Genomic DNA, 21,729 nt, shown 5'->3' on the forward strand with positions numbered 1-21,729 from the left:
GCCCGGGCGAGGGCGGAACGAGTTCCGCCCGCCCGATTCCGTCCCGCCGCTCCACCGCCATTTCCGTCCCCTCCCGTACGGTTCCCGTTTCCGGCCGCTCCTGTTCTTCCTTCACCAACGGGCCCCTTCCCGAATCCAATTCCAGCTTTCCACCACCTGGGTGGCGCCGGATCCGTACAATCCGCGGATTCGCGCGTTCTCCAAACTCCTTGCCGGACAGGGGAGTCGATCCATGGCCAAAGGTCGACGTCAGGCGCCCGGAGGGCTCTCGGGGAAACACCGGAAGAACTCGGCGAGCCGGGCCGTTCCCCTCCGGATCCGGCCGGAAAGGCGAATGCGCGAAAGCCGCGGATACGCGGCCGGTCGGGGCCGGCGAACCGAAAGCCGCGACCGAAGCCGGGGCGGCGCTTCCTTCCGGGGCCGAGAGGCGCTCACGCTTTCGCATTCTCGAACCGGCGTTCCACGGACTCACCACAGGCCGTCCGGACTCGATCGCACTTATGGAACCCATAAGCCTGCCTTATGGGGTCATAGACGGGGGGCGGGTACCGGTCCGCGGAGTCGATTATTTAGGGTGACCTAAGTGACGGCACCTCTCGCCGTCACGCCGCTTGCGAAGGGAACCCAGACATGCCCCGCCCTCTCCGGGTCGCGATCGTCGGCGCCGGCCCTGCCGGGATCTACGCCGCCGATGCGCTGCTGAAGTCCGAGGCCGCCGCCGAGCCGGGCGTGTCGATCGACATCTTCGAGCGGATGCCCGCTCCCTTCGGCCTCATCCGCTACGGCGTCGCCCCCGACCACCCGCGGATCAAGGGCATCATCACCGCCCTGCACCAGGTCCTCGACAAGCCGCAGGTGCGCCTCTTCGGCAACATCGACTACGGCACCGACGTCCACCTGGACGACCTGCGCGCCTTCTACGACGCCGTGGTCTTCTCCACGGGCGCCATGGCCGACCGTGAGCTCCGCATCCCCGGCGTCGAGCTGGACGGCTCCTACGGTGCCGCCGACTTCGCCTCCTGGTACGACGGACACCCGGACGTGCCGCGCACCTGGCCCCTGGAGGCCGAGAAGGTCGCGGTGCTCGGTGTCGGCAACGTGGCCCTCGACATCGCCCGCATCCTCGCGAAGACCGCCGAGGAGCTGCTGCCGACGGAGATCCCGCCGAACGTCCACGAGGGCCTGAAGGCGAACAAGGCGCTGGAGGTCCACGTCTTCGGCCGTCGCGGCCCGGCGCAGGCGAAGTTCAGCCCGATGGAGCTGCGCGAGCTGGACCACTCCCCCAACATCGAGGTCATCGTCAACCCCGAGGACATCGACTACGACGAGGGCTCGATCGCCGAGCGCCGCAAGAACAAGCAGACCGACATGGTCGCCAAGACCCTGGAGAACTGGGCGATCCGCGACGCCGGCGACCGCCCGCACAAGCTGTTCCTGCACTTCTTCGAGTCCCCGGCGGAGATCCTCGGCGAGGACGGCAAGGTCGTCGGCCTGCGCACCGAGCGCACGGAACTCGACGGCACCGGCAACGTCAAGGGCACCGGCGCGACCACCGACTGGGACGTCCGGGCCGTGTACCGCGCGGTCGGCTACCTCTCAGACGAGCTGCCCAAGCTGCCCTGGGACACCGCCTCCGGCACCGTTCCGGACGAGGGCGGCCGGGTCGTCGAGGAGAGTGGCGCGCACATGGCGTCGACCTACGTCACCGGCTGGATCCGCCGGGGGCCCGTCGGCCTCATCGGCCACACCAAGGGCGACGCCAACGAGACGGTCGCGAACCTGCTCGACGACTTCGCCAACGGCCGGCTCCTCACGCCGGAGAGCCCGGAGACGGACGCGGTCGTCGCCTTCCTGGAGGGCAAGGGCCTCACGTACACCACGTGGGAGGGCTGGTACGCCCTGGACGCCGCCGAGAAGGCGCTCGGCGCGGCCGAGGGCCGTGAGCGCGTGAAGATCGTCGAGCGCGAGGACATGCTCCGCGCCAGCGAGGCCGTCACCCCCCGGTAGCACCCGCCCGGACCAGGCCCGACTCGTAGGCGATGATGACGAGTTGGGCCCGGTCCCGGGCCGCGAGCTTGCCCATGATGCGGCTGACGTGGGTCTTCGCGGTGAGCGGGCTCAGGCCCAGCGTCTCCGCGATCTCGGCGTTGTTCAGCCCCCGGGCGACCAGCGCGAGCACCTGGCGCTCCCGCTCGGACAGTTCGTCCGGGCCGCCCGCCGACCGTGCCGCGGGAGCCTCCGGGGCCGCCAGGACCCGGGCGATCAGCCGGGCCGTCGGCCCCGGTGAGAGCAGCGCCTCCCCGGCCGCCACCGTGCGGATCGCGTCGAGCAGCTCCGCCGGGCGGATGTCCTTCACCACGAAGCCCGACGCCCCCGCCCGCAGCGCCTCCACCACGTGCTCGTCCGTGTCGTACGTCGTCAGCACCAGGACCCGCACCCCGGCCAGATCCTCGTCGGCGGCGATCAGCCGGGTCGCGCCGATCCCGTCGAGTTCGGGCATCCGGACGTCCATGACGACCAGGTCCGCCCGGGCCGAACGGGCCAGCTCCACGGCCTCCCGGCCGGTCCCGGCCTGACCGACCACCTCCATGTCGGGCGCCGAGTCGACGAGCATCGCGAACGAGGCCCGCACCAGCGTCTGATCGTCCGCCAGCAGCACCCGGATCGCGCTCATGCCATGGCCTCCCGCCCCTGCAGCGGCAGGGCCGCCGCCACCTCGAAGCCCCCGGACGCGCGCGGGCCCGCGCTCAGTGTGCCGCCCACGCTCCGGGCCCGCTCACGCATCCCGAGGATTCCGTAGCCGGACCCGCCCGCGGCGCCGGACGCCGTGCCGTCGTCCGTGACCCGCACGGTCAGCACCTCGTCCGCCAGGCCGACGTCGACCCGCACGACCGCTTCCGGTCCCCCGTGCCGCACGGCGTTGGTCAGGGACTCCTGCACGATCCGGTAGGCGGCGGCCCCGACCGCCGCCGGCACCCGGGCCCGCCCCGTCCGCACCGTCAGGGCCGCGCCCGAGGCCCTGACGAGATCGGGCAGGCCGGCCAGGTCCGGCAACGGCCCCTCCGGCGCGGCCCTCAGCACGTCCAGCGTCGTTCGCACCTCGGTCCGCGCCTCCCGGCAGGTCTGCGCGATGCCGTCGAGGGCCTTCGCCAGTGCCTCCCGGTCCAGCCGGTCCGGATCGGCGACCAGGACGTGCGCGGCGACGGAGGTCTGGACGCCGATGAGGGTGATCGAGTGGGCGAGCAGATCGTGCAGGTCGCGCGCGATCCGCAGCCGCTCCTCGACGACCCTCCGCTCCCCCTCGCGGGCGGCCTTCTCCACGACGCTCTCCACCAGCTGCCGGTAGAGCCGGACGCTGGCGCCGAAGACGAGCATCGCGGTCACCCAGCCGGAGACCCGCAGCAGTTCCACCACCTCGTGCGGATTGACGAGGACCTGGACGGTGAGGGTGACGCCGACGACCAGGGCCCCGACCAGCAGCGTGCGGCGTGGCCGGCCGGTGGAGGCGACCGTGTAGAGCGCGGTCATCGAGGCGGGGATCGGCGCCAGGTGCATGTAGTCGAGCGCGTGGTAGGGCGCGACCACGGCGACCACCGCGATCAGCACCGGCAGCGGGGCGCGCCGCCGCCAGGCCAGCGGCACGTGGGCGGCGAGCAGCAGCGCCCAGCCGAGCGTGTCGGGGCGTCGGCCGTCGTCCACGGCGAGCGCCAGCACGGCGGCGACGACGGCGAAGCAGGCGGCGGCCGTCGCGTCGCACCGCACCGGGTACGGGGCGGCCTGCGGGTCACGGGTGAAGGCGGCTGCGAAGTCCACGGGGTTCATCCTCCCGGGCGGGCAGGGGCTCCGGGAGCCCCTGCCCGCCCGTGGTCGGTGTCAGACGCCGGCGGGCGTCCGTTCGGCCGGCGTCGCGGGCACGGCACCCGGACGGCGGGAGAGCGGTCCGGGCCACCACACCTTCCGGCCGAGCAGCACGCTCGCGCTGGTGACGAGGTAGGTACGGACGAGGAAGGTGTCGAGCAGCACGCCGACCGCGATCACGAAGCCGAGTTCGGCCAGCTGCACCAGGGGCATGTTCACCAGCACCGCGAAGGTGGCGGCGAGCACGAGGCCGGCGGAGGCGATCACGCCGCCGGTGGTGCGCAGCGCGGTCAGCGCGGCGGCGCCGGGCTCCGCCCCGTCCAGGCACTCCTCGCGCATCCGGTGCATCACGAAGATGCCGTAGTCGACGCCGAGGGCGACGAGGAAGACGAAGGAGAGGAGCGGCAGTCCGGGATCGGTGCCCTCGAAGCCGAAGAGGGGTTCGAAGAGCAGGCCGCCGATGCCGAGTGACGCGCCCCAGACGGCGACGACCGCGCCGACCAGGAGCAGAGGGGCGATCAGGCTGCGCAGCAGGACGACCAGGATGAGCAGGACCGCGACGAGGACGAGCGGCACGATCACCCTGCTGTCGCTGCGGCTGGTCTCGGTGAGGTCCAGTTGTTCGGCGCTGGGCCCGCCGACGTACACGCCCTCGCCGAGCCCGGCGCGCAGTTCCTTGATGGTGGCCGTCTCGGCGGCGGACTGGGGCGGATGGTCGGCGAGGACGGAGATCTCGGTCCAGCCCCCGCCGCTGCGGCCGCGCTCGGCGCTCTCGACCCCGTCGGTGGCCCGGGCGGTCTCCAGCGCCCGGGCCGCGCCGGTGGTCGGGGCGATGACGGTGATCGGCTGGGTGCCCGCCTCCGGGTAGGCGGCGGCCAGCGTCTTCATCGCGGCGACGGCCTCGGGGGTGGAGGTGAAGGAGTCCTCCTGCTTCAGCGCGCCGGGCAGGGCGAGGGTGCCGAGGGCGAGGGCGGCGAGCGCGGCGGCCCCGGTGAGCAGCACGGCGACCGGGCGGCGGCCCGCGGAGCCGCCGACGGCCGCGAAGAAGGAACGGCGCCCGGTCCTCGGCGCACTGCCGTGGGCCGGGATCAGCGGCCAGAACACCCGCCGGCCGAGGACGACGAGGAGCGCCGGGAGCAGGGTCGTCATGGCGACCAGGGCGCACAGCACGCCGACGGCGGCCGTCGGGCCCATGCCCCGGCTGCTGTTGAGGTCGGCGGCGAGCAGGCAGAGCAGGCCGGCGGCGACGGTGCCGGAGGAGGCGAGCACGGCGGGACCGCAGCCGCGCAGGGCGGTGAGCATCGCGTCGTAGGGGCGTGGCGTGCGGCGCAGTTCCTCGCGGTAGCGCGAGACGAGGAGCAGGGCGTAGTCGGTGCCCGCGCCGAAGACGAGGATCGTCATGACGCCGGTGCTCTGGCCGGAGACGCTGATGTCGAAGCCCTGGTGGAGGGCGTAGGTCACGGCCATGGAGAGGAAGTCGGCGGCGCCGGCGACGAGCAGGGGCACGAGCCAGAGGAACGGGCTGCGGTAGATGACGATCAGCAGGATCGCGACGACGGCGACGGTCGTGTAGAGGAGCGGTCCGTCGAGGGACTCGTAGACCTCGCCGGCGTCGGTGGCGAGGGCGCCGGGGCCGCCGACCTGGCCGCTGACACCGGCGCGGATGTCCTGTACGAGGGCGTCCCTGGCCTTCTCGTCCGTCCCCGGTTCGGTGCTGGAGACGGCGTAGAGGAGGGTGGTGCCGTCCTTCGAGGGCACGGGCCGCGGCGGCGAGGTGAGGGGGTGCTCGGCGGCGACCCGGGCGACCTCGCGGGCGGCGGTGTCGCGGTCGCCGGGGGTGAGACCGCCGTCGCGGTGGTACACGAGGACGAGGTCCGTGGAGTCGCCGCCGGGGAGCAGTTCCCCCAGGGTGGCGACCTGGGTGGAGTCGGCGCTCGCGGGCAGGTAGTCGACGGCCCGGTCGCGTTGCACGGCGCCGAGTTCGCCGGCGAAGGGCGCGGCGATCGCGAGCACGATCACCCACAGCGCGAGCATCCCCCAGGGGATGGCGCGCCGTCCGCGCCGCTCGCTGATGGTCCTGTTCGGGGCCCCCATCTCGGGCCTCCCTCCGGCACGGTCGTCTGGGTCGTTCCCAGACTCCCGCCGGTGCGGGCCGCTTTCGTCGGCCCGGGGAGCGAGACGCGGGGTACTGCCGGGGGCGGTGCCGGGCCGGCGTTACTCCCCCGGGAGTACGCGCCGGCCTGCTCCACGGGGAGCGCCCCGCGTAGCCCTCAGAGGAGCGTCCTGGCGGTGGCGAGCAGCCGGGCGGTGTCGTCGGCACACAGGGCCAGCGCGTTGCCGACGGTGCTCAGGACGTCCCGCTCCGCCGGGCTGTACGCGCCGTCCGCCAGCGCGATCCGGGCTCCCTGGAGCAGGATCGACTCGCGCCCGGAGGCGGCCAGGTGCGGGGAGAGCGGCTCCAGGGCCTCGTGGAGCTCGATGGCCAGGGCGGCGCCCCCGCCGCTCGCGTCCGGCAGGAAGCGGCCGGTGTCGGCGGCCAGGGCCTCGACGAGGTCGGTGAGCTGGGTGCCGGTGCACTCGGCGAACCCGGCCGCGCGCACCGCCGCGACCGCGGTGTCCACGGCCGTGCGGGAGGAGGCGCCGCCCGCGGCGAGCACGGCGAGGGCGACGGTGTGCACGGCGTCCCGCAGCATCGCGGAGAAGCGGCTCGTCGTCGGGTGGTCGAGCACTTCCGTACCGAAGTGGGTCTGACAAGCGGTGCACTCGACGACCGGTCCGGCCTGGCCGCGCGGCAGCACCGGGACGCCCAGCACGGCGAAGCGACGACGGCCGGTCCGGCGACGGTAGTTGCGGTCGCCACCGCACTCCTCGCAGAAGAACTCGCCGTCCCCGACGGTGTTCCAGGAGGTACGAATGCCGCAGACGCCCACTTTTCTCCCGCGTGATCCTCGGGCAGCTCGCACGTCGCACCTCCTCCACGGTCCGGCAGCACTGCCGGCGTTGGCGTGATGTTAGCCACATCCATGATGTGGCGTCAGCACCTCGTCAGCAGAACGCAACCGACATGGCCGAGACACGACACCCGCGGATCACCCGCCGGGCGTGCCCCGGGGCACGTCAGGAGGTGCGGGCGCGGCGGCGGTGCACCGCGTACGCGGCGGGGCCGCCGCCGATCAGCAGGGCCGCTCCGGCGACCCCCGCCGCACCCGGCCCGGACGCCGGCCCGGTGGTCGCCAGGTCGCCCTCAGGGGTGGACGGGGTGGGCTCGGGCGCGGCGGCCGGCGTCGCCGTGGGACCGGATCTGGCGGAAAGCCGCGCTGCCGGACAGGGGGCCCGGTCGTCCCGCGCGAAGCGGTCCGCGGCCTCGTCCCGGAGGTTCACCCCGCGGGTGGGGCGGCGCCCCTGGCGAAGGAGCCGCCGAGCACAACCTGAAAGGGTGACGCGGGTCGTGTACGGCGGCGGCCCCGCACTCCTCGGGGAGTGCGGGGCCGCCGGTACGGAGCGTCAGCGCGCGGCGCGGTTGACCGCCGAGATGACGGCCTTCAGCGAGGCGCGGGTCGTGTTGGCGTCGATGCCGATGCCCCACAGGACCTTGCCGTCGATGGCGCACTCGATGTACGAGGCGGCCTGCGCGGACGCGCCCTCGCTCATCGTGTGCTCCTGGTAGTCCAGCAGCCGGGCGTCCACGCCGATCGCCTGCAGGGCGGCGAAGAAGGCCGAGATCGGGCCGTTGCCGGAGCCCGTCAGGACGGTGTCGGCCCCGTCGACGACCGCCTCGACGGTCAGGGTGTCGGTGCCGTCCGTGTCCGAGGTGGTCTGGCCGGAGCGCAGCTGGATCCGGCCCCAGCGCTCCGCGGCGCTGTCCGTGCTCGGCAGGTACTCGTCCTGGAAGACCGACCAGATCGCGGCCGGGGTGACCTCGCCGCCCTCGGTGTCCGTCTTCTGCTGGATGATCTTCGAGAACTCGATCTGCATCCGGCGCGGCAGGTCCAGCTTGTGGTCGTTCTTCAGGACGTACGCGATACCGCCCTTGCCGGACTGCGAGTTGACCCGGATCACGGCCTCGTAGGAACGGCCGACGTCCTTCGGGTCGATGGGCAGGTACGGCACCGCCCACTCGATCTCGTCCACGGTCTTGCCGGCGGCGGCCGCGTCGGCCTCCATGGCGTCGAAGCCCTTCTTGATGGCGTCCTGGTGGGAGCCGGAGAAGGCGGTGTAGACCAGATCGCCCGCGTAGGGGTGGCGCGGGTGGACCTCCATCTGGTTGCAGTACTCGGAGGTGCGACGGATCTCGTCGATCTGCGAGAAGTCGATCTGCGGGTCGACGCCCTGCGAGAACAGGTTCATGCCCAGGGTCACCAGGTCGACGTTGCCGGTGCGCTCACCCTGGCCGAACAGGCAGCCCTCGATGCGGTCGGCGCCGGCCATGATGGCCAGCTCGGCCGCCGCCACCGCGGTGCCGCGGTCGTTGTGCGGGTGGACGGACAGGCAGACGTACGGGCGGCGGGTCAGGTTCCGGGACATCCACTCGAACCGGTCCGCGTGCGTGGACGGCGTCGAACGCTCCACGGTGGCGGGCAGGTTCAGGATGATCTCGCGGCCCTCCTCGGGCTGCCAGACGTCACAGACCGCCTCGCAGACCTCCAGGGCGAAGTCCAGCTCGGTGTCGGTGAAGATCTCGGGGCTGTACTGGTAGCCGAAGACCGTGTCGTCGCCCAGCAGCTTGTCGGCGTACTCCATGACCAGCCGCGTGCCGTCGACGGCGATCTGCTTGATGTCCTCCTTCGAGCCGCGGAAGACGACCCGGCGGAAGGTGGGCGCGGTGGCGTTGTACAGGTGCACGGTGGCGCGCTTGGCGCCGACCAGGGACTCCACGGTCCGCTCGATCAGGTCCTCGCGGGCCTGGGTCAGGACGGAGATGGTGACGTCGTCCGGGATCGCGCCCTCTTCGATGATCGACCGTACGAAGTTGAAGTCGGTGTCGCCGGAGGACGGGAAGCCGACCTCGATCTCCTTGTAACCCATGCGCACCAGCAGGTCGAACATCTCGCGCTTGCGGGCGGGCGACATCGGGTCGATCAGCGCCTGGTTGCCGTCGCGCAGATCCGTGGACAGCCAGCGGGGGGCCTTGGTGATCCGCTGCTCGGGCCAGGTGCGGTCGGGGATGTGCACGGCCTCGTAGCGGCCGTACTTGTGGATCGGCATCCCGGACGGCTTCTGCGTCTGGGTGGCGTTCGTGATGGGCGTGGGGCGGCCGACAGGCTGGGACATCGCGTAGGGCTCCTCGGGTCCAACGGGAGGGACGGCCGACTGTCGAACGCAACACCAGGTCCCGCGGGGAGGGGGTCGGCCTACGACTACAGGCCCTCGCCGCGGCAGCTAAGGAGAAGCAGCCCGAAACGCATGATGTGCCGCAGCCTAGCTCAGGGACGGTGGATCCGGACGTCCCGTTCCAGTATGCGGGACGGCCGTCGCGTCAAGGACGAAGAGTGACGGATCACTCCATTTCGCGGATCATGGTCGCCTCTAGTGACAGCGGCGTGACTCAGTGCCACATTTTCGACATGACCTCCCACGCGTGCCGTCACGCCCACCACCCCGTCTTCTGCACGATCGTGCCCCCGCACCTCCTGGAGCACCTGGCCCGGTCCGGGAACCCGGAGGTCGCGGCGGCCGCCCGGCGGACCCTCGTCGCCGACGCGGCGGCCCGCACGGCCCGCGTGCTGCCGCCCGCCGCCACGGCGACGGGCCCGGGGCCCGCGGAGCCCGCCCGCCCCCGGCGCACCGTGTACGACGCGGGACACGGCACCGACCTGCCGGGCACCGAGGTCCGGGCCGAGGGGCAGGAGGCGACCGCCGACGCCACCGTGAACCGGGCCTACGCCGGGCTCGGCGCCACCTTCGACCTCTTCCTGAAGGGCTTCGGCCGCGACTCGATCGACGGCGCGGGCCTCCCGCTCCTCGCGACGGTCCACTACGACCGGAACTACGGCAACGCCTTCTGGAACGGCGAGCAGATGGTGTTCGGGGACGGCGACGACGAGATCTTCCTGGACTTCACCCTCCCGGTCGACGTCATCGGCCACGAGCTGGCCCACGGCTTCACGCAGTACACCGCGAACCTGGAGTACTTCAGCCAGTCCGGCGCGCTCAACGAGTCCGTCTCGGACGTCTTCGGCTCGCTGGTGAAGCAGTACACGCTGGGCCACAGCGCCGGGGAGGCCGACTGGCTGATCGGCGAGGGACTGTTCCACCCGAACGTCGAGGGGACGGCGCTGCGCTCGATGAAGGCGCCGGGCACGGCCTACGACGACGACGTCCTCGGCAAGGACCCCCAACCGGGGCACATGGACGACTACGTCCGCACCAGCCGCGACAACGGCGGGGTGCACATCAACTCCGGCATCCCCAACCACGCCTTCTACCTGGTCGCGACCGAGCTGGGCGGCAGGGCCTGGGAGCGGGCCGGGCAGATCTGGTACGACGTGATGACCGGCGGCGGCCTCACCCCCGAGACCCGCTTCGCCGAGTTCGCCGCCGCGACGGTGACCGCGGCGCGGGCGCGGTACGGCGACGGGGAGGAGATCCAGGCCGTGCTGAAGGCCTGGTCGGCCGTCGGTGTCCCGACGGACTGAGTCGCCTGCTGGTAGACAGGGCCCATGCGGATTCGAGTGCGGCGCACCGGCGGTTTCGCGGGCATCGAGCGGTCGGCCGAGGTGGACACCTCGGCCCTGCCGGACGCGGCGGAGTGGCACGCCCTGGCGGTCACGGTCCTGGACCAGGGCGACGGTGACGGCCGGGGGGTGCCGGACGGCTTCCGGTACGAGATCACGGTGGACGACCGGACGGTCCGCTGCGGCGACCCCCGGCTGACGGAGGCCCAGCGGTCGCTGATCGCGCGCGTCCTCAAGGAGGGCGCCTGACCCGCTTCCGGCACGCCGGGGGCCTGAAGCGGGCCGATCGGGCGCCGGGCCCTGGCGGGTGTCCGCCGAGCCCTGGCGGGTGTCCCTAGAAGCCCAGCTTCCGCAGCTGCTTGGGGTCCCGCTGCCAGTCCTTCGCGACCTTGACGTGCAGGTCGAGGAAGACCGGTGTGCCCAGGAGCGCCTCGATGTGCTTGCGGGACTTCATGCCGACCTCCTTGAGGCGGCTGCCCTTCGGGCCGATGATGATGCCCTTCTGGCTGGGGCGCTCGATGTAGACGTTGGCGTGGATGTCGAGCAGCGGCTTGTCCGCGGGACGGTCCTCGCGCGGGATCATCTCCTCGACGACCACCGCGATCGAGTGCGGCAGCTCGTCGCGGACGCCCTCCAGCGCCGCCTCGCGGATCAGCTCGGCCACCATCACCTGCTCCGGCTCGTCCGTGAGGTCGCCTTCGGGGTAGAGCGGCGGGGACTCCGGCAGCAGCGGGATCAGCAGGTCGGCGACGAGGTCGACCTGCTTGTTGCCGAGGGCGGAGACCGGGACGATCTGCTGCCACTCGAAGCCCAGCTCCTTGCCGAGCTGGTCGATGGCGATGAGCTGCTCGGCGAGCGTCTTGGAGTCCACCAGGTCGGTCTTGGTGACGATCGCGACCTTCGGGGTCTTCTTGATCCCGGCGAGCTCCTTGGCGATGAAGCGGTCGCCGGGGCCGAGCTTCTGGTCGGCGGGCAGGCAGAAGCCGATCACGTCGACCTCGGCCCACGTGGTGCGCACGACGTCGTTCAGCCGCTCGCCGAGGAGGGTCCGCGGCTTGTGGAGGCCGGGCGTGTCGACCAGGATCAGCTGCGCGTCCGGGCGGTGCACGATGCCGCGGACGGTGTGCCGGGTGGTCTGCGGCCGGTTGGAGGTGATCGCCACCTTCTGGCCGACCAGAGCGTTCGTGAGGGTGGACTTGCCGGCGTTGGGACGGCCGACGAAGCAGGCGAAACCGGCCCGGTGGACGGCTTCGGATTCTTGGTTGCGAGCGCTCATGGGGGCCATTCTCCCCGATGCGCGGCGGCCTCACGTACCCAGAGGGGTCATCGGGGCCCGGCGGCCGCCCTGCGCCGCCGTACCCGGAGTCCCGTCAGGCCCGCCGCGGCACCGAGTACGACGAGCCCGGCGGCGGCCCACGGCAGCGCGAGGAACGACACCCGGCCGGATTCCCGCACGCCGGTGGCCGTCGCCGTCAGGGTCACCTCGCCCCGGTCGAACTGCGGCGATCCCGCCCAGCGCTCGGTGAGACGGATCTTCTGGCGGGGCAGGAGCTCGGACGGGACCCCCGTCGGCGTGCGTTCGAGGAGGGTGCGGCCGAAGAGGCCCTCCGCCCGGAGGGCGACGCGGGGGTTGAGGGTGACGTTCCCGCGGTTGTGCAGCGTGTACGAGATGAGGGCGCTGCTCTCGCCGGCACCGGGCACGAGGGGCCTGTCCTGGTCGAGGGTCACGTCCTCGACGGCGAGCGCGGGCATGGTCGGACCGTTGACCCGGAGGTAGACCCGGGCCCCGACGGCGCGCTGCACACCGACGGCGACCGCCCCGGCGCCGCCGGCGGCGACCCGCTCGTCGAGGGCGACGACGGCACCGGGATGGTCGCCCGGCTCGGCGTCGGCGGGAACGGCGAGGGTGTAGGGGACGGTCACGACGGAGCGGGCGGGGACGGTGACGCGGGTGCGCTCCGGAGTGATCCAGGCCCCGGCGCCCGTCTGCTTCTCCTGGCGGCTGCGGACGGCGAAACCGCCGTCCCGCTCGGTGTTGTAGGCGTCGGCTCCGTAGACCAGGAAGGTGAGGGGCGCGCCGGTCTTGTTGGCCACGGTGACCTGGTCGGTCACGGTCGTGCCGGGATCGGCGGACAGGTAGAAGTAGGGACGGCTGCCGAGCTCGGAGGCGGCCGGGTAGACGGCCCACTCCCCGTTGTCGGCGGCGTCGGCGGAGGGCGCGCCGAGCAGCAGCAGGGCGGCGGCGAGGACGAAGGCGCGGAGCTTGCGCACGGTGCGGGATCCCTGGGGTCGGGGCGGGCCGACCGGGTGCGCGCCCGGCCCGCCGTTCTGTTGGGGGTGTGGCCCGGTTCCTACCGGGTGGGTGTCAGCTCAGGGTCAGGGTCAGGACACCCGCGTACGTACCGGGGGCGGTGAACGCCGGCACGTCGAGGGAGACCTTCGCGTCGACGGTGAACTCGCCGCCGGTGACCGTGCCGTTCGGGGTCGAGGCGAGGGTGGCCCCGCCGCTGCCCACCGTTCCGGCCGAGCCGGGCACGCAGGTGCTGGGGCTGCCCGCCTTGGTGGTGCAGGACGGCGTCCAGCTGAGCCCGCCCGCGCCGATGGAGCCGCCCGCGCCGGTGAAGTCGGTGACCTTGCCGGTCAGGGACCAGCCCGCGGGGCCACCGCGGAAGTCCTTCACCGTCACCGTCTTCAGGTCGCCGGTCGCGGCGCCGCCCTGACCGAAGTCGACGGACGACAGCTGCACGGCGTCGCCGGCCTGGGTCATCGACAGCGCGCCCGCCTTCACGGCCGTGCTGAGCTTCTGGCTGTTCGGCGGCTGCGGGGTGTCGTCGACGACGGTGTACGCGACCGGTCCGGCGCCCTTCTCCGGGTCCCAGGCCGTGCCCTCGTACGCCACGACGCCCGTGGTCGCCTTGTCGTTGACCATCAGCCGGGCCGCGAACCCGCCCTCGCTGTCGGTCGTCACGGTCATCCGGTCGGCGGTCTCCGCCGCTCCGGACCGGCCGACGACGGTGACCTCGGCGAGCGGGGTGAACTTGGCGCCGGTGACGGTGACCCGGACGCCGGGTGCGCCGGAGGCCGTGCCGAGCGAGATGTTCCGCTCGTTCGCTCCCGGCTGCGGGCTCGCCGTGACCGTCTCGGAGACCGGTGCCGGCGGGTTGGTGACCGTGCAGGGGGTGTCCAGCTCCATGAGGTAGCTGGTGTGGATGTTGTAGTCGCCCGGCGACAGGGTGATCGCGCCGGGCGCGGTGACCGTGAACGTGCCGGTCATCGAGAACGGCGGGAAGGCGCCCTTGCCGGGGACCGGGTCGTTCTTCTTGGGCCCGGTGACGGTGACCGCGCCGGACTGGGCGCCGCCGAGGACGACCTTGCCGCTCGGGGTCATGATGTCGGCCGGCAGCGCCAGGTCGACCGGGTTGGAGGCGGCCGGCTTGGTGACCTTGTAGGTGACGGTGACCGTCTCGCCGACCTTAGGGGTGGGCTTGTCCACGGTGATCTGGGCCGTCGTGGTGCCGTCGATCGGCGGGATGCCCGCGATCGGCGGCGGCACGCAGTGCGTGGGGAAGTCCACCGCCTGGGAGGCGGTCGTGGCCGCGCCGGCCGGGCCGGCCAGGGCGCCGCCGGTGGCGACCGCGAGCGCGGCGACACCGAGGGCGGCGGTCAGACGCCGTCTTCGCGGCGGGGTTCGGAACAGTGCCATGTGTGCCCCTCCTGAGGGATGAGAGGGCGCCATTGACGGCTGCTCGCCAAAAGAAGTCAATGCCGTCGAAATCCATCGACTGATGACCCATCAGATAATGTCAAGATCACCTCACGGGAGCACGTTCGCCCAGGTCAGCACGGATACCGGCGTCGCCTGGGGCGACGCCGGACGGTCATGCCAAGAACGTTCGGGGGCTACGAGGCGGTGGTGGGCCGCGGGGCGCGAGCGCCCGCCCGGGCGGTCACCGGACGGCCGCCCCGGCGACGGGGGCGAGGGCGGTCGCGGGACCGCTCCGCGCGGTCCGGATGGTCGCGGTTCCGGTCGCGGCGAGGGCGGTATCGGCTCCCGAGGCGGCGCCTCTCATGGGTCGTACCCCTTCCGGTGAGGCACGCAGGGGTGCGGACGCTGCGTGAGGCATGGATCTGACGGCCCGTCGGACGAACCGCTGTCATTGACGCGCACCTGACCGGGGATGGCAAGAGAATCTCCGCCGGTTCCTCGCGGAGGCGCGGACCGCGGCGACGCGGAAGGGGGGTCCGGCGTCCTCGCCGGGCCCCCCTTCGATGCCGTTCCGTCCCGCGGCCTCAGCCTGCCGTGACCGCCGCGCGCAGCTGCCCGTCGGGGCCGGCGAGCAGCACCGGGGTCTCCGGGCCGCCGAGGTCACGGACCGCCGCGCGGTCGGCTTCGGAGGCGGCGTCGGCGCTCGAGACGACGGCCGCGGCCTCCAGGGACCGGGCTCCGCTGGCCACGGCCATCGCGACCGCGGTCTGCAGCGCGCTGAGCCGGAGCGACTCCAGGGCCACGGTGCCCGCCACGTACGTGCGGCCGGTCTCGTCGCGCACCGCCGCGCCCTCGGGCACACCGTTGCGGGCGCGGGCGCTGCGCGCCAGCGTGATGATCTTGAGGTCCTCGGCGCCGAGGTCGCCGTGGTCGCTGCTGAGTGTCATGCCATGAGCATAGGTCGGGGCGGGCGTTCAGCCCTGGGCGGCCTTGGCGAACTTCTCGACGACGATCTTGGCCACGCCGTCGAAGTCCTTGTGGCCGGAGGCGTCGGCGGGGACGTGCGCGAACCGGGTCATGCCGGTGCCGTGCGCCGCGACGAGCACGTTGGACTCGACCGTGATGTCGTACTCGGCGATGTTCATCTTCATGCGGAAGGTCTGCACCTGCTCGGCGCCCTGGGGAGCGGTGAGCTTCTGCAGGGTGATCTTCATCTTCATCCCCTCCATCTCCGCGGTGAAGCCGGGGCAGGTGTCCAGCGCGGTGCCGATCGCCTTCACGTGGTCGGCGGCGCCGGTGCCCGGGAAGGTCAGGACCTGCTGGTCGAGCGTGGAGTCGCCGTTCCCGCGCTCGTAGTGGACCGTGGCGCCGGTCGTGGCGCCGGCGACCTTGTCCGCGAGCAGGGTCGTGAGCGGTTCGCACGCCGGCTTGTCCGTCTTGTAGGTGGCCGGGTCCGACTCGGCCTTGCCGGCCTTCCAACCGGACGGCAGGTCCTTCGCCTCCAGCGCCGCGGCCTTCATCGCGTCGGCCGTCAAGGGCACGGCGGGCGCGGCCGAGGTCGGCTCGGCGGCGGTCGTCGCGGTGGCGGGCTTGTCGGTGCCCTTCGCGGCGTCGTCGTCGGAGGAGCCGCCGCAGGCGGCGGTGAGGGAGAGCGCCGAGACGGCGAGCACGGCGGCCAGGCCGTGACGTATGCGGGTGCGCATGCTGAAGGAAGCTCTTCAGGGCGTGAGGTGACGGGATCGGGAGCGCCCGCCGTCGCAGGGGGACGGCAGAACGGCAGGAGGATATACGGCACCGGTGACGTCACCGGGACCGGGCGGCGGCGCCTGGCCGCTCCGGTGCCCCGGCCTCGCCGTCAGCCCGCGACCGGGAACATCGCCCCGCGGCGGCCCTCCGGCGAGACCAGCCACTCCAGCTTCGCCGCGGTGTCAGCCTCCGGCAGAGGCGTGTGCATCACGATCGACAGGTCGGGCCGGGCCGGGACCCTGAGCTGAGTGGACTCCAGGATCAGCGAGCCGACCAGCGGATGCTCCAGCTCCTTGCGGATCTGGCCGCCGGGCATGATGTCCCGCCGCTCCCACAGTGCGGCGAACTCCGCGCTCGCCTCCTTCGCCTCCTCGACCACCGCCCCGAACCCCTCGTCGTCCGGGCACTCCGAGCACGCGGCCCGGAACTGCGCGACGACCTGCGGGGCCAGCTGGTCCCAGCCACCCGCCCGGGAGCGGTAGAGGGGGTCGGTGAAGAAGGCGATGAGGCAGTTCTGGGAGATCTCCGGCCGCATCCCGAGGACGATCGCGGCCGAGTCGTTGTACATCACCGTGTTCCAGTACGCGTCGATGATGTGCGCCGGGAACGGCATCCACGCGTCGATGAGCCGCTGGAGCCCCGCGCACATGTCGCGGGCCCGCGGATCGACCTCCGGGGCGGGCGGGTTGAGCCCGGCGAGGACGTACAGGTGGCGGCGCTCGGCCGGGCTGAGTCGCAGCACCCGGGCGACGGAGTCCAGGACCTGCGGCGAGACGGTGATGTCGCGGCCCTGCTCCAGCCACTGGTACCAGGAGACCCCGACGCCCGCGAGGACGGCCACCTCCTCGCGGCGCAGACCCGGGGTGCGGCGACGGGCGCCGCCGTCGGGCAGCCCGGCCTCGGCCGGCGTGACCCGGGCCCGACGGCTCATCAGGAACGCGCGCAGTTCGGCGAGTCGGCGCGTCTTGGCGGCTTCGCCCTCGACCGCAGCGACCACGTGCGTCCTCCCCCTGGGCTGCCTGGTGGTACCACCCACAGGATAAGTTCCCGCTCCCCACGGTTGTTCCCGTGCGCCGAGTGTGGTGGTCATGGCAACCGACACCACGACCGCGCCCGCTCCCCCCGCACCCGCCCCGCCCCTGACCTCCCGCTCCCGGCTCATCCTCTTCGTGCTGTGCGCGGCCCAGTTCATGGTGGCGCTCGACTTCTCCGTGCTGAACGTCGCGCTGCCGGTCCTCGGCGCCGACCTCGGTCTCGACCGGTCGGCGCTGCAGTGGGCGGTGACGGCCTTCGCGCTCCCGTCCGGCGGCTTCCTGCTGCTCTTCGGCCGGACCGGAGACCTGTACGGCCGCAGGAGGGTCTTCCTCGCCGGTCTCGCGCTCTTCGGCGCGGCCTCCCTGCTCGCCACCTTCGCCTGGGACCCCACGTCGTTCCTCACGGCCCGCGCCCTGCAGGGGCTCGGCGCGGCGGCCATCGTGCCGACCGGCATGTCCCTGCTGACCACCACCTTCCCCGAGGGCCCGCAGCGGGACCGGGCGCTCGGCATCTCGGGCACCCTGCTGTCGCTCGGCTTCACGATCGGCATGCTGCTGGGCGGTGTCATGACGGACACGCTGGGCTGGCGCTCGACGATGGGTCTGCTGACCGCCTTCACGCTGGTCGTGCTGCCGCTGGCGCCGGGGTTGCTGCCCGAGTCGCGCACTCCGGACCGGCCGCGGCTCGACGTGCCCGGGGCCGTGACGGTGACCGGCGGCCTGCTCGCCCTGATCTACGCCCTGTCCACGGCGGCGGAGCGCGGTTTCGGCGGCGCCGACGTGCTGGTCACGCTGGTGTCCGGGGTGCTGCTGCTCGGCGCGTTCGTGGTCGTCGAGTCACGGCACCCCGCACCGCTGGTCTCGCTGCCGATGCTGCGGCGCCGGACCGTGGCCTTCGGCAACCTGGGCGGACTGGTGACCTTCTCGATGATGTCGACGGTCATCTTCGTCCTGACCCTCTACCTGCAGGACACCCTCGGACTGTCCGCCTTCGGCACCGGCGTGGTCTTCGGTGTGCAGGGGCTGTTCTCGGTCCTCGCCGGGACGCTGGCGCCGAGGCTGATCGGGCGCTTCGGCCCCCGTCGCGCCCTGGTCGTCTCCCTGCTGGGCCAGGGCGCGTTCGTCGCGCTGCTGCTGGGCCTGGGCAGGGAGTCGGGCGCGCTGCTCGCGACGGTCGCCGTCTCGCTGGCGAGCATGTGCCACCTCGTCGCGATCATCTCGTACGGACTGACCGTCACCTCCGGCGTCTCGGACGAGGAGCAGGGTCTGGCGACCGGGCTGGTCACCACGACGCAGCAGGTCGGGATCACTGTCGGCATCCCGCTGCTGGGCGTACTGGCCACGACGGGCGGCGACCTCTTCGGCGGGGTCCGGACGGTGCTGGCCGTGGACGCGGCGATCGTGGTGGGGGCGGCCCTGCTGGTGGCCGCCGGGCTGCGCGGCCGCCGGGCGTGAACTACGCCCGGTCGAGGCGGAGTCGGACCGCCCGCGGGAGGCCGGCGACCACCAGGTCGTACGAGTCCTCGACGAGCTCCCGGACCATCCGGTCCGGGAGCTCGCCGACGGTCACCGTGTTCCAGTGGCGCTTGTTCATGTGGTAGCCGGGGGCGATGGCCGGGTGCTCCTCGCGGAGCCGTACCGCCTCCTCCGGTTCGCACTTGAGGTTGACCCGCAGCGGCTCCGCGTCCAGCGCGGACAGCGCGAACATCTTCCCGGCGACCTTGAAGACGGAGGTCTCCGGGGTGAACGGGAACTCCTCCGTCGCGTCGTTGAAGTCCAGGCAGAAGGCCCGCAGCTGTTCCGGCGTCATTCCGCTTCCTCCGGTGCTCGCTCAGGCTCCACCAGGACCGTCACGATCTTGTTGCGCCGGCCGGCCGGGGACTCGGCCGTCAGGCGCAGCGATCGCCCGTCCGGCAGCTCCACCACGGAGGTGGCGCCGGCGATGGGCACCCGGCCCAGCGCCTTGGCCAGCAGGCCGCCGACGGTCTCGACGTCCTCGTCGTCGTACTCGTCCGGGCCCAGCCCGTAGAGCTCGCCGAGGTCCCCGATGTCGAGGCGGGCGGTGACCCGGTGGCGGTCCTCGCCCAGGTCCTGGACCGGGGGGAGTTCGCGGTCGTACTCGTCGGTGATCTCACCGACGATCTCCTCCAGGATGTCCTCGATGGTGACGATCCCCGCCGTGCCGCCGTACTCGTCGATGACGACCGCGACGTGGTTCCGCTCCTGCTGCATCTCGCGCAGGAGGTCCCCGGCGTTCTTGGTGTCCGGGACGAAGGCCGCCGAGCGCATCGCGGTGGAGACCAGGTCGGCCTCGGACTCCCGGTTGATGTGCGTCTTGCGGGCCAGGTCCTTCAGGTACACGATGCCGACGATGTCGTCCTCGTTCTCGCCGGTGACCGGGATCCGGGAGAAACCGGAGCGCAGGGCCAGCGTGAGGGCCTGGCGGATGGTCTTGTACCGCTCGATGCAGACGAGGTCGGTGCGGGGCACCATGAGCTCCCGCACCAGGGTGTCGCCGAGCTCGAAGACGGAGTGCACCATCCGGCGCTCCTCGTCCTCGATCAGCGACTCCTGCTCGGCCAGGTCGACCATGGCGCGCAGCTCGGCCTCGGAGGCGAACGGGCCCTTGCGGAAGCCCTTGCCGGGCGTCAGCGCGTTGCCGATGAGGATGAGGAGCTGCGGGATCGGGCCCATGATCCGGGCGAGCGGCAGCAGCACGTACGCGGCGGCGGTCGCCGTGTTCAACGGGTGCTGGCGGCCGATGGTGCGCGGCGAGACGCCGACGGCGACATAGCTGACGAGCACCATCACGACGATGGCGACGAGCAGTGCCTCCCAGGTCTCGGGGAACGCCTCCAGGCAGGCGTACGTGACGAGGACCCCCGCCGCCATCTCGCAGGAGACGCGGACCAGCAGCGCCACGTTGAGATAGCGGGTGGGGTCGGCGGCGACCTGGGCCAGCTTCTCGGCGCCGCGCCGCCCCGACCGCACGGCCTCGGCCGCCCGGAAGGTGGAGACGCGGGCGAGACCGGCCTCGGCGCAGGCGGCGAGCCAGGCGACGACGACCAGGGCGACCGCACCGAGGATCAGCGAGGCGTCCATCGGGGGCTCAGGAGACGGTCGGCGCGGGGGACGGGCCGGTCAGGCCCTTGTCCGCACGCCAGCCGTCGACGATCGCCGCCTGGAGGCCGAACATCTCGGCCTTCTCGTCGGGCTCCTCGTGGTCGTAGCCCAGCAGGTGCAGCACTCCGTGGACGGTGAGGAGCTGGAGCTCCTCGTCCATGGAGTGCTGCGTCGGGGCGTCCTTGCCCTGCTGGGTGGCGACCTCGGGGCAGAGCACGATGTCCCCGAGGAGCCCCTGCGGGGGCTCCTCGTCGTCCTTCGTCGGCGGGCGCAGCTCGTCCATCGGGAAGGACATGACGTCCGTGGGACCGGGCAGGTCCATCCACTGGATGTGGAGCTGCTCCATCGCCTCCGTGTCCACGACGATCACCGAGAGCTCGGAGAGGGGGTGGATGCGCATCCGCGCGAGCGCGTAGCGGGCGATGTCGAGGATCGCCTGCTCGTCGACCTCGGTACCGGACTCGTTGTTGACGTCGATCGACATGGTGCTCGTGTGCTACTTCCCGTTGCGGCTGTCGTACAACTCGTACGCGTCGACGATACGGCCGACGAGCTTGTGCCGGACGACATCCTGCGACGTGAGCATCGAGAAGTGGACGTCCTGGACGCCGTCCAGGATGTCGCGGACCTGGCGCAGACCGCTCTTCGTGCCGCCCGGCAGGTCGACCTGGGTGATGTCACCGGTGATGACGATCTTCGAGTCGAAGCCGAGGCGGGTGAGGAACATCTTCATCTGCTCGGGGTTCGTGTTCTGCGCCTCGTCGAGGATGATGAACGCGTCGTTGAGCGTCCGGCCTCGCATGTACGCCAGCGGCGCGACCTCGATCGTGCCCGAGGCCATCAGCTTCGGGATCGAGTCGGGGTCGAGCATGTCGTGCAGCGCGTCGTAGAGCGGCCGCAGGTACGGGTCGATCTTCTCGTAGAGCGTGCCGGGCAGGAAGCCCAGCCGCTCGCCCGCCTCGACGGCCGGCCGGGTCAGGATGATCCGCGTGACCTGCTTGGACTGCAGGGCCTGGACCGCCTTGGCCATGGCCAGGTACGTCTTGCCGGTGCCGGCGGGGCCGATGCCGAAGACGATCGTGTGCTTGTCGATCGCGTCGACGTAGCGCTTCTGGTTCAGGGTCTTGGGGCGGATGGTCCGGCCGCGGCTGGAGAGGATGTTCTGCGTGAGCACCTCGGCCGGGGTCTCCTGGCCTTCCTCCCCCTTGCCGTTCTCGCTCGCCCTGAGCATGGCGATCGAGCGTTCCACTGCGTCCTCCGTCATCGGCTGCCCGGTGCGGAGCACCAGCATCATCTCGTCGAACAGGCGCTGGATGAGCGCGACTTCCGCCGCCTCGCCCACCGCGCTGACCTGGTTGCCCCGGACATGGATGTCGGCTTCCGGGAACGCCTTCTCGATCACGCGGAGCAGCGCGTCACCGGAGCCGAGGACCGTCACCATCGGGTGCTTGGCGGGGACGGTGAAGTGGGCGCGGGTCTCGCCCGTCTCGCCATTGCGGGCTGTGGGTGTCTGAGTCATGGGCCGGCACTGTGGCCTGCGCATACCTCCCGTTGAAGGGTTCTCGCTGCTCGACAACCTCTCGGATAC

Annotated in this window: 21 protein-coding genes; 4 read left to right on the forward strand and 17 right to left on the reverse strand. The window is 72.2% G+C overall.

Annotated features, from left to right (window positions below; translation table 11 throughout):
- Window positions 1-630 precede the first annotated feature (630 nt).
- Window positions 631-2,007: an FAD-dependent oxidoreductase gene (locus ACGFZF_RS03645; RefSeq protein ID WP_393550862.1), complete on the forward strand. Its 1,377-nt coding sequence runs from the start codon at window positions 631-633 to the stop codon at window positions 2,005-2,007.
- Here ACGFZF_RS03645 and ACGFZF_RS03650 read toward each other — a convergent pair.
- The 6 genes from ACGFZF_RS03650 to leuA all read right to left on the reverse strand — a co-directional run bounded on the left by ACGFZF_RS03650 (window position 1,994) and on the right by leuA (window position 9,129).
- Window positions 1,994-2,674 (reverse strand): response regulator, encoded by a 681-nt coding sequence (locus ACGFZF_RS03650; RefSeq protein ID WP_393550863.1) that lies wholly within the window; start codon window positions 2,672-2,674, stop codon window positions 1,994-1,996. The genes ACGFZF_RS03645 and ACGFZF_RS03650 overlap by 14 nt on opposite strands.
- Entirely contained in the window at window positions 2,671-3,822 is a 1,152-nt protein-coding gene (locus ACGFZF_RS03655; protein ID WP_393550864.1) for a sensor histidine kinase, read from the reverse strand. The genes ACGFZF_RS03650 and ACGFZF_RS03655 overlap by 4 nt, the downstream gene beginning before the upstream one ends.
- Before the next feature lie 51 nt (window positions 3,823-3,873).
- Window positions 3,874-5,952, reverse strand: a complete 2,079-nt coding sequence (locus ACGFZF_RS03660) for an MMPL family transporter (protein WP_393550865.1) — start codon at window positions 5,950-5,952, stop codon at window positions 3,874-3,876.
- Window positions 5,953-6,128: 176 nt separating this feature from the next.
- Window positions 6,129-6,821: a TerB family tellurite resistance protein gene (locus ACGFZF_RS03665; RefSeq protein WP_393550866.1), complete on the reverse strand. Its 693-nt coding sequence runs from the start codon at window positions 6,819-6,821 to the stop codon at window positions 6,129-6,131.
- A gap of 154 nt (window positions 6,822-6,975) precedes the next feature.
- Window positions 6,976-7,239 (reverse strand): hypothetical protein, encoded by a 264-nt coding sequence (locus tag ACGFZF_RS03670; RefSeq protein ID WP_393550867.1) that lies wholly within the window; start codon window positions 7,237-7,239, stop codon window positions 6,976-6,978.
- A 123-nt stretch (window positions 7,240-7,362) separates the two neighbouring features.
- Window positions 7,363-9,129: a 2-isopropylmalate synthase gene (leuA, locus tag ACGFZF_RS03675; RefSeq protein ID WP_393550868.1), complete on the reverse strand. Its 1,767-nt coding sequence runs from the start codon at window positions 9,127-9,129 to the stop codon at window positions 7,363-7,365.
- A gap of 293 nt (window positions 9,130-9,422) precedes the next feature.
- Between leuA and ACGFZF_RS03680 the strand changes: the two genes are divergently transcribed.
- Both ACGFZF_RS03680 and ACGFZF_RS03685 read left to right on the forward strand, forming a co-directional pair.
- Window positions 9,423-10,493 carry a M4 family metallopeptidase gene (locus ACGFZF_RS03680; protein WP_393550869.1) on the forward strand — a complete coding sequence of 357 codons (1,071 nt, stop codon included), beginning with the start codon at window positions 9,423-9,425 and terminating at the stop codon, window positions 10,491-10,493.
- Window positions 10,494-10,517: 24 nt separating this feature from the next.
- Window positions 10,518-10,781, forward strand: coding sequence for a protealysin inhibitor emfourin (locus ACGFZF_RS03685; protein ID WP_393550870.1), 264 nt, complete (start codon window positions 10,518-10,520; stop codon window positions 10,779-10,781).
- Window positions 10,782-10,866: 85 nt separating this feature from the next.
- On the opposite strand, the gene era is transcribed toward ACGFZF_RS03685, so the two are convergent.
- The 7 genes from era to ACGFZF_RS03720 all read right to left on the reverse strand — a co-directional run bounded on the left by era (window position 10,867) and on the right by ACGFZF_RS03720 (window position 16,915).
- Window positions 10,867-11,817, reverse strand: coding sequence for a GTPase Era (era, locus tag ACGFZF_RS03690; protein ID WP_393550871.1), 951 nt, complete (start codon window positions 11,815-11,817; stop codon window positions 10,867-10,869).
- 38 nt (window positions 11,818-11,855) lie between these two features.
- Window positions 11,856-12,803 carry a WxL protein peptidoglycan domain-containing protein gene (locus ACGFZF_RS03695; RefSeq protein ID WP_393550872.1) on the reverse strand — a complete coding sequence of 316 codons (948 nt, stop codon included), beginning with the start codon at window positions 12,801-12,803 and terminating at the stop codon, window positions 11,856-11,858.
- Between the two features lie 94 nt (window positions 12,804-12,897).
- Entirely contained in the window at window positions 12,898-14,235 is a 1,338-nt protein-coding gene (locus tag ACGFZF_RS03700) for a beta-xylosidase (RefSeq protein WP_393550873.1), read from the reverse strand.
- 244 nt (window positions 14,236-14,479) lie between these two features.
- Complete coding sequence (locus tag ACGFZF_RS03705; RefSeq protein WP_393550874.1) at window positions 14,480-14,602, reverse strand: hypothetical protein; 123 nt, start codon at window positions 14,600-14,602, stop codon at window positions 14,480-14,482.
- A gap of 220 nt (window positions 14,603-14,822) precedes the next feature.
- Window positions 14,823-15,185 (reverse strand): cytidine deaminase, encoded by a 363-nt coding sequence (locus ACGFZF_RS03710; protein ID WP_393550875.1) that lies wholly within the window; start codon window positions 15,183-15,185, stop codon window positions 14,823-14,825.
- Between the two features lie 27 nt (window positions 15,186-15,212).
- The gene (locus ACGFZF_RS03715) at window positions 15,213-15,941 is read right to left on the reverse strand and encodes a hypothetical protein (protein WP_393550876.1); all 729 of its coding nucleotides are present in this window, start codon (window positions 15,939-15,941) and stop codon (window positions 15,213-15,215) included.
- A gap of 152 nt (window positions 15,942-16,093) precedes the next feature.
- Window positions 16,094-16,915 (reverse strand): helix-turn-helix transcriptional regulator, encoded by an 822-nt coding sequence (locus tag ACGFZF_RS03720; protein WP_356599169.1) that lies wholly within the window; start codon window positions 16,913-16,915, stop codon window positions 16,094-16,096.
- 157 nt (window positions 16,916-17,072) lie between these two features.
- Between ACGFZF_RS03720 and ACGFZF_RS03725 the strand changes: the two genes are divergently transcribed.
- A complete protein-coding gene (locus ACGFZF_RS03725) occupies window positions 17,073-18,473 on the forward strand; it encodes an MFS transporter (protein WP_393550877.1) in 1,401 nt (466 codons plus the stop codon).
- Window position 18,474: 1 nt separating this feature from the next.
- Here the strand turns inward: ACGFZF_RS03725 and ACGFZF_RS03730 are convergent, their stop codons facing one another.
- From ACGFZF_RS03730 to ACGFZF_RS03745, 4 genes are read right to left on the reverse strand one after another with little or no spacing between them, the layout of a single operon-like run.
- The gene (locus ACGFZF_RS03730) at window positions 18,475-18,828 is read right to left on the reverse strand and encodes an MmcQ/YjbR family DNA-binding protein (RefSeq protein ID WP_356773861.1); all 354 of its coding nucleotides are present in this window, start codon (window positions 18,826-18,828) and stop codon (window positions 18,475-18,477) included.
- On the reverse strand, window positions 18,825-20,120 hold the full coding sequence (locus tag ACGFZF_RS03735) for a hemolysin family protein (protein WP_393550878.1): 1,296 nt from the start codon (window positions 20,118-20,120) through the stop codon (window positions 18,825-18,827). Before ACGFZF_RS03735 ends, ACGFZF_RS03730 begins: the two co-directional genes overlap by 4 nt.
- 7 nt (window positions 20,121-20,127) lie before the next feature.
- The gene (ybeY, locus tag ACGFZF_RS03740; protein ID WP_356598655.1) at window positions 20,128-20,625 is read right to left on the reverse strand and encodes an rRNA maturation RNase YbeY; all 498 of its coding nucleotides are present in this window, start codon (window positions 20,623-20,625) and stop codon (window positions 20,128-20,130) included.
- A 12-nt stretch (window positions 20,626-20,637) separates the two neighbouring features.
- Window positions 20,638-21,660, reverse strand: coding sequence for a PhoH family protein (locus ACGFZF_RS03745; RefSeq protein WP_356598657.1), 1,023 nt, complete (start codon window positions 21,658-21,660; stop codon window positions 20,638-20,640).
- Window positions 21,661-21,729 lie beyond the last annotated feature (69 nt).

Source organism: Streptomyces sp. NPDC048338, assembly GCF_043201055.1.
Taxonomy (GTDB): Bacteria; Actinomycetota; Actinomycetes; order Streptomycetales; family Streptomycetaceae; genus Streptomyces.